Source organism: Pseudohongiella sp. SYSU M77423 (assembly GCF_029911965.1).
In the GTDB taxonomy this organism is placed as follows: Bacteria; Pseudomonadota; Gammaproteobacteria; order Pseudomonadales; family Pseudohongiellaceae; genus Pseudohongiella.
The window spans coordinates 1-6,595 of sequence record NZ_JARYTH010000011.1 but is presented as its reverse complement, the minus strand read 5'-3'; the positions used below and the strand labels follow the sequence as shown (position 1 = coordinate 6,595).

The 6,595-nt window shown below is 49.0% G+C and carries 9 protein-coding genes; all 9 read left to right on the top strand.

Annotated elements, in window-relative coordinates; translation table 11 throughout:
• The first annotated feature begins 162 nt into the window (after nt 1-162).
• Entirely contained in the window at nt 163-1,155 is a 993-nt protein-coding gene (locus tag QGM61_RS15155; RefSeq protein WP_281133494.1) for a glycosaminoglycan attachment protein, read from the top strand.
• A gap of 71 nt (nt 1,156-1,226) precedes the next feature.
• Nucleotides 1,227-2,246: an IS21 family transposase gene (gene istA, locus QGM61_RS15150; protein ID WP_281133493.1), complete on the top strand. Its 1,020-nt coding sequence runs from the start codon at nt 1,227-1,229 to the stop codon at nt 2,244-2,246.
• Nucleotides 2,243-3,031 carry an IS21-like element helper ATPase IstB gene (istB, locus tag QGM61_RS15145; protein WP_281133492.1) on the top strand — a complete coding sequence of 263 codons (789 nt, stop codon included), beginning with the start codon at nt 2,243-2,245 and terminating at the stop codon, nt 3,029-3,031. Before istA ends, istB begins: the two co-directional genes overlap by 4 nt.
• An 84-nt stretch (nt 3,032-3,115) precedes the next feature.
• Nucleotides 3,116-3,424 (top strand): hypothetical protein, encoded by a 309-nt coding sequence (locus QGM61_RS15140; protein ID WP_281133491.1) that lies wholly within the window; start codon nt 3,116-3,118, stop codon nt 3,422-3,424.
• Nucleotides 3,425-3,623: 199 nt separating this feature from the next.
• Nucleotides 3,624-4,343, top strand: a complete 720-nt coding sequence (locus tag QGM61_RS15135; protein WP_281133490.1) for a hypothetical protein — start codon at nt 3,624-3,626, stop codon at nt 4,341-4,343.
• An 89-nt stretch (nt 4,344-4,432) separates the two neighbouring features.
• Complete coding sequence (locus QGM61_RS15130; RefSeq protein WP_281133489.1) at nt 4,433-4,999, top strand: DUF7010 family protein; 567 nt, start codon at nt 4,433-4,435, stop codon at nt 4,997-4,999.
• Between the two features lie 20 nt (nt 5,000-5,019).
• On the top strand, nt 5,020-5,604 hold the full coding sequence (locus QGM61_RS15125) for an HD domain-containing protein (protein WP_281133488.1): 585 nt from the start codon (nt 5,020-5,022) through the stop codon (nt 5,602-5,604).
• 91 nt (nt 5,605-5,695) lie between these two features.
• On the top strand, nt 5,696-6,199 hold the full coding sequence (locus QGM61_RS15120) for a hypothetical protein (RefSeq protein WP_281133487.1): 504 nt from the start codon (nt 5,696-5,698) through the stop codon (nt 6,197-6,199).
• Entirely contained in the window at nt 6,186-6,440 is a 255-nt protein-coding gene (locus QGM61_RS15115) for a hypothetical protein (RefSeq protein ID WP_281133486.1), read from the top strand. The genes QGM61_RS15120 and QGM61_RS15115 overlap by 14 nt, the downstream gene beginning before the upstream one ends.
• The last annotated feature ends 155 nt before the right edge of the window (nt 6,441-6,595 follow it).

The following is a 6,595-nucleotide window of genomic DNA, read 5'->3' as shown; positions in this document are numbered from 1 at the left end:
GCAGAAAGTTGAGCTCACAGCTGCATAACCATCAATTCCACGCAGCCAGCTGCGCTGGTGCGTGAATACGGGCGTTAGCAAGCGAGATCAACAGTGAAGCAACTTCGACAGCAGCGGTTTGAGGCATTAGTTGGCTATTCAAGACTCCCTCATGCGGGCGCAATGTCCACCGAGGTCGAATGGTGGGCTACAGATGACGAGGAGCTCTTAGGCACGGTAGTGCTAGATATCGCTGACGATGACTATGTCGGAATAGTTCTGGGAAGGGACGCCGATTACAGGTACAGATGCTTAAACGTGCTTAGCTCCTTTCCACAGCGCCGCGGCGCTAGGGATGCTCTCTTTATCAAAATGATAGAAGTTCTTTCGACGGGGAGCAAAATCTTCCCTCAAGGAGATGAAAGGGGCAAAAAGATGGACATCTTCTTGCCCCTTTGTCCGCCGGAAAAAGCTAACCCGGCGTTCGAAAATGTTCGGACAATGCTTGGTTACTCGTCTGCAAAGGGAATAATTTCGGAAGCAATGCACCACTATGTAGATGTTGATGGAAATTTCATTGAGCAATTTCAGACGTCGGGATTCGACGCTCGACTTTGGGAGTTGTATCTATTCGCCTTCCTGACAGAACAGAAGCTTCTCATCGATAGAAGCCATAATGCTCCAGACTTCTTGGTCACTGATGGCCAGACTACTGCAGCTATAGAAGCAGTGACCGTTCAAGCATCTCAAGATGGGAAAGCGGAAAATCTGGATTTGGAAAATCTTTCCCCTGAGAAAATTCAAGCACTGCAGAAAGACTACATGCCGATTAAATTTGGGAGCCCACTTTTTTCGAAATTGAAAAAGAAGTATTGGGAGAAGGAGCACGTTGCCGGAAGGCCTTTGATCTTTGCGATTGCGGACTTTCATGCCAAACAGTCCATGATGTGGTCATCTACTGCGCTCCAGAACTACCTATATGGAGTGCGTCATGAGTTCAAGCATAGTCCGAGTGGAGAACTGATAATCTCTCCACTGAAAATAGACTTTCACGAGCACAATGGGAAAAAGATTCCGTCCGGCTTCTTTTTTACCGAAAATGCAGAAAACGTCAGCGCTGTGATTTTCTCCTCAACTGGAACCATTGTCACCGGCAATGTAAAACTGACCCACTAACGACAATTTAAAATTGACCCACCTGAGGCACAATGACCGCCTTTTAGCGATAAAGCGGCGGTTGAGATGCAATGTTAAATCAGGAGTCATTAGTGGATATTCACGTGCTACACAGACAAGGACACAGCATCCGGGCCATCAGCCGTCAGATGGGTATCGCGCGCAACACAGTGCGCAGCTACCTGCGGGACCTGGCCAGAACCCCCGCCTATGGTCCGCGGGCCGACAGAGCGTCGAAGCTCGACCCGTTCAAGCCGTATTTGCACGAGCGCATCGAAGCAGCCAAGCCATACTGGATACCGGCCACCGTGCTGCATCGGGAGATAACAACGCAAGGCTTTGATGGCAAAGAAGGCATTGTTAAAAACTACATCCGTCAGTTCAAGCCAGACACCCAGGAAGAAGTCGTGCGTTTTGAGACTCTGCCCGGTCAACAGATGCAGGTTGATTTTACGACCATCCGGCGCGGCCACAATAGACTCAAAGGCTTCGTCGCGACTCTGGGTTACAGCCGGGCCAGCTACGTCCGCTTCAGCGCCCATGAGCGTCAGGAGGACTGGCTTATCGGTATCGAGGAGGCTTTGCACTACTTTGGCGGCGTGCCCAAAGAGGTCCTGTTTGATAACGCCAAATGCATCATGATCGAACGCGATGCCTACGGTGAAGGTCGTCACCGCTGGAATGCCCAACTGCTGCAACTGTCAGCTGATTACGGCTTCCGGCTGCGCGCCTGTCGACCGTACCGGGCCAAGACCAAAGGCAAAGTCGAGCGCTTCAATGGCTATTTGAAGAACAGCTTTATCACGCCCCTGGCGGCCACCTTGAAGCAGGCCGGCCTGGCGCTGGATGTTGATGCCGCCAACGGCCAGATCGGGCCGTGGCTAAACGAGGTCGCACACCAGCGTATCCATGGCACTACCAAGCAGAAACCGCAAAGCCTATTGATCAAGGAACGGTTGAGTCTGGCTGATCTGCCCATGCGCCCGTCACCTGCCAAGGTAGTTGTCATTAAATCGCGTCAGGCGATGCCCGTCGAGAGCTTCCAGCATCCGTTGAGTGTCTATGACCAGTTGTTGGAGGCGGTGCGATGAACCTTCAGATGCAAAGGATCCACAGTGCCTGCGAGATACTTAAGCTCAATACACTGGCCGTGGAATGGTCGGCCATGGCTGACAGAGCAGCCAGCAAAGGCACAACATTATCAGACTTTCTGGAGCAGCTGCTGGACCTGGAGCTCGATGCAAGAAAACAGCGTACGCGCGACACACTACTGAAGTTCGCTGGTCTGCCTGCGATAAAAACCTTTGAGGACTATGACTTCCGGTTCGCTACCGGCGCGCCGAAAAAGCAGCTGCAGGAGCTGACAAGCCTGGCCTTCATTGAACGAGCTGAGAACATCGTACTACTTGGGCCCAGCGGTGTTGGCAAAAGCCATCTGGCGCTCAGCTATGCCTATCAGGCTGTTCAGAAAGGGATCAAGGTGCGCTTCATAACCGCAGCCGATCTGATGCTGCAACTGGCGACAGCAAAAAAACAGGAGCGGCTTGAAAGCTACATAAAACGCAGCGTACTGGGTCCCAAACTACTGGTGATCGACGAGATCGGTTATCTGCCCTTCGGCCGCGAGGAGGCGACACTGTTCTTTAATGTCATCGCCAAACGCTATGAACATGGCAGCATCATTGTGACCAGCAACTTGCCGTTCTCTCAGTGGTCAACCGCCTTTGCAGATGATCAAACGCTGACAGCAGCCTTGCTCGATCGGCTGCTGCATCATGCGCATATTGTACAGATCTCTGGGAACAGCTACCGACTGAAAGGCAAGAAAGCCGCCGGCATCGCTCCGGTGGTCATCAGCCAGCAAGATAACGAGTAAACCGCCAAGGGTGGGTCAATTTTACATTGCCGCTAGGTGGGTCAAAATTAGATTGCCGTTGACACCATATCTAAATTCAATCGAATGGGCAAAGTGGCTGGCTTCGGCGATCCATCAATTAAGATAATTTTCAAAGGCTTTTGCCACAAGCATGACAGCAACTCCGCCCTTCCAGACACGTTCTCGTATGAAGTGGATGGTGACTATCTAGAGGATTGGAGCGAGGGAATATCGGTATTTCATAATCCAAAGGCAGTACATCCGCTTCCCCCGGATATGTTCCCTGGGGTCGCCCATCACTTCATGCAGGAAGATGGGCAAATTGTCAGCAGCCTGCCCGAGTTTCATCCCTACACAAGCGTAACAATCATGATTGAGCCAACAAATGACTAATATGATTGGGGTCGTGGCAGCGTCGCGTGCTAACAAGCCGATCGAGAGCGACCAAAGAATCTTGTCATGTCTTTTGCTAAAGACGCAAAAGCCACGCCAAAATTCTTTGGCGCCTCATCAGGGGCGTTATGTAGGTAGGTAAGTAGGTAGGAACTTAACCCTTATGGTCGAATGCGATATTGTGTGGAATTGGTATCAGATGACGAGGGATTTTTTCCCGTCGTTAGCAACTTTAGTCGTGGCGTTCTTCTCAATTAGATTCGCCGTACTTCATATTAAAGAGCAGCATCAGAATGCGCTCAACCTTCAAGCAGAAGCTCGCAAGAAAGATATTCAAATTGAACTTTTCAAAGAGATACAAGAGAGACTCGACCATTGTGGTTCAATTGCATTCGAGCTAAGTAATTCATTGATATTCAAGATCACGTACCTGGAAAATGGGCTAAACATCAATCACGATGAAGCTGAATTCGCTAATCATATTAAAACAGTACTAGAGTCTATTACTCAGATAACCATTTTTATTGAATATAGAGAAATTGTGAGCCCAAAGCTGTTCCGAGTAACTAGGTCAGCATTGCATTCATCTCATTACGAACTGCTTGAGACGCTGAAGGATCGAAGTATTAATCTGGTCGAGAGATATAAAATGGCATCAAAAGCCGCAGGTGACGTCGCCAGTTACTGTCATGATTTGAATGCTTGCCTACAGAATCATGCTTTCGGCGACCTGTTTAACAATCAGGCACCAATTCGCAAGCCTATTGATCCCAACGAGAAAGTAATAATTGATGACGACAAAGAGCTTGATAGACTTCTCCAGTATTTTGAACACGAAACAAGGTACGGGAAGATGATGGATGAAACAAACAGGGATGTTATCGAAATATTTACTAGGGAACAGGAGAAAACTACATAACAAACGCCTTCAAAGTGACGCGCAAGCGCGCACTTGAGGCGAGCGTTAGGTTGCTAATCATGGATTCAATCTCAGTAGCACAGTCCAATATGCGAGAAGCCTACTTTGGTGGAGCTCCAGGTATTGTCACGTCTGGAAGTGCTTGGTTGTTGGCAGCGCTTGTGGCGGCGTTTGTATCGGATCGTGCGGGTATAATTACGCTAGTGATAGCAGGAATGTTCATTTTTCCGGTATCAGTAGTACTTTGCAAATTGATTGGATGTAGCGGCAAGCACAGCAAAGATAATCCGCTGGCTCCACTTGCAATCGAAGGAACGATCTGGATGCTGTTGTCTATTCCAATCGCAATAGCTGCTGCACTGTACAAGGTCGAGTGGTTTTTCCCGGCTATGCTCTTAGTAATCGCTGGCCGATACCTTACTTTTTCAACTATCTACGGGATGCGTATATTCTGGGCTTTCGGTGCAACATTGGTAGGCTCTGGGCTAGTTCTGATTTATTTACAAGCACCTGCTTTCGTCGGTGCGTTAAGTGGTGCGACGATTGAATATATTTTCGGCGCTACCATTTTCGCCACTTATAAGGCTCCGCAACCTAACCAGGAACTCAACACGCAGGCTTCGCCTGCTGGGACGCCGCAAGACGGCGCCCGTTAGCAAAGGCGTTAGGAGTTAACGTGGCCGATAGCCTTTCACAAATATCAGATTTCCTCACTAGCCTGGATGGGCTAAAGTCGGTAAACCGTCGAACCTATATCAATGGGGGCGAGCGTGTAGAGAACTCCGCCGAACATTCTTGGCATTTAGCGATGGCGTGTTGGGCATTCTCGGAGTTACTCAGCGACGATTTCGATGTTTTAAAACTTATCAAGTTGGCGCTAGTACATGATCTTGGCGAGATCGATGCGGGAGATACTTTTCTCTATAGCACTAATAGATCAAGTGCGCATGTAGACGAACGTAAATGTGTAGAAAGAATTGCATCGCATCCTGGTAACCCAATCCCAAATCTAACGCAGCTTTGGGAAGAGCAAGAGACTGGTACAAGCAAAGAAGCTAAATTGCTCAAGGTTATAGATAGGCTGTTGCCGTTTCTTCACAACATGATGAGTGAGGGGCGAGCATGGCGGGACAACGGGATCCATAAGAATCAAGTGCTGAAGATGCATCAATTTATAGAGCAAGAACAGCCCGAGATCCATGAATGGGTTGTTTCAAAAGTAGAATATGCAGTGGAGCAAGGATGGCTGAAAGCCTCCTAACCATCAATTACACGCAGCCAGCTGCGCTGGTGCGTGAATACGGGCGTTAGAGGGCTAGACATGTTGCAGCAGCACGGTAAGGAACTCATCAATGGCTGAATTCACTGGATCTGCCGACATATATAAAGAGCTTGTTGAGGATTCTAACGAGAACTGGCTCTATGGGTTAGTTGCATTCGCGATTGTGGAAGAGCAAAGAATAGAATGGATGCGTCACTTTGAAGAGTGCAATGGTAGGACTCCAGACGACAACGATGTGCGGAATTGGTACAAGCAACAGCCGGGCAGCGTCATACTCAGAGCCAAGGGTACGGCGGAGAATGCTCTTCAGGTATACTCTGGAGAAGTAGTTGACGTTGCACTGGATGAAAAGCGTCGCGAAATTGAAGATGGAATTATAGTTGCTGAGATCAGGGAGTCTCGAAAGTTCTGGCCGCAGTTTGGAGTAAACTTCATTGGCGGTTTTGCATCAGCTGTTGTTTTCGCTGCTCTACTAATACTGGTTGCATTTTTCGTTTTTGAAGATGCATCCCCTACTCAGATTGGCGCACAACTACGGAATAACTTAGAGGAGATTGGCAATGGTCAAAATTAACGAAGTGACCGGAAAGAAGGCAGCCTCTGCTGCTTCAAAAGTATTGAGAAACCCTTCGACAAGTAAGGCCGCAAAGTCAGCTGCAGGGTCAGCACTGTCGCAGACCAAAGCTCCGCCAAAAGTAACTTCTGCGAAAGCAGCTACTGCCGCTTCAAAAACGCTTCGCAATGCAAGCACCAGCAAGACGTCAAAGACCGCCGCAGGCTCTGCGTTAACGCAAAAGCCAAATAGGAAGAAGTGATACGCCCTCTAACAATCAGCTTCACTGCGACCATTTCTACGCTGCTTCGCAGCTCCAAAATGGCGAGTGAGCATGGGCGTTATGTGCTCGTAGCATGACGAAAAGAGAGAGGTATAAGGAACATGGGTGATGATTGAGCTGAGGAACTATGCAGC

Bases quoted from the DNA above. Each gene is read 5' to 3' on its own strand.
- QGM61_RS15155 (WP_281133494.1), top strand. From the start codon at position 163: ATGTCCACCGAGGTCGAATGGTGGGCTACAGATGACGAGGAGCTCTTA.
- istA (WP_281133493.1), top strand. From the start codon at position 1,227: ATGTTAAATCAGGAGTCATTAGTGGATATTCACGTGCTACACAGACAA.
- istB (WP_281133492.1), top strand. From the start codon at position 2,243: ATGAACCTTCAGATGCAAAGGATCCACAGTGCCTGCGAGATACTTAAG.
- QGM61_RS15140 (WP_281133491.1), top strand. From the start codon at position 3,116: ATGGGCAAAGTGGCTGGCTTCGGCGATCCATCAATTAAGATAATTTTC.
- QGM61_RS15135 (WP_281133490.1), top strand. From the start codon at position 3,624: ATGACGAGGGATTTTTTCCCGTCGTTAGCAACTTTAGTCGTGGCGTTC.
- QGM61_RS15130 (WP_281133489.1), top strand. From the start codon at position 4,433: ATGCGAGAAGCCTACTTTGGTGGAGCTCCAGGTATTGTCACGTCTGGA.
- QGM61_RS15120 (WP_281133487.1), top strand. From the start codon at position 5,696: ATGGCTGAATTCACTGGATCTGCCGACATATATAAAGAGCTTGTTGAG.
- QGM61_RS15115 (WP_281133486.1), top strand. From the start codon at position 6,186: ATGGTCAAAATTAACGAAGTGACCGGAAAGAAGGCAGCCTCTGCTGCT.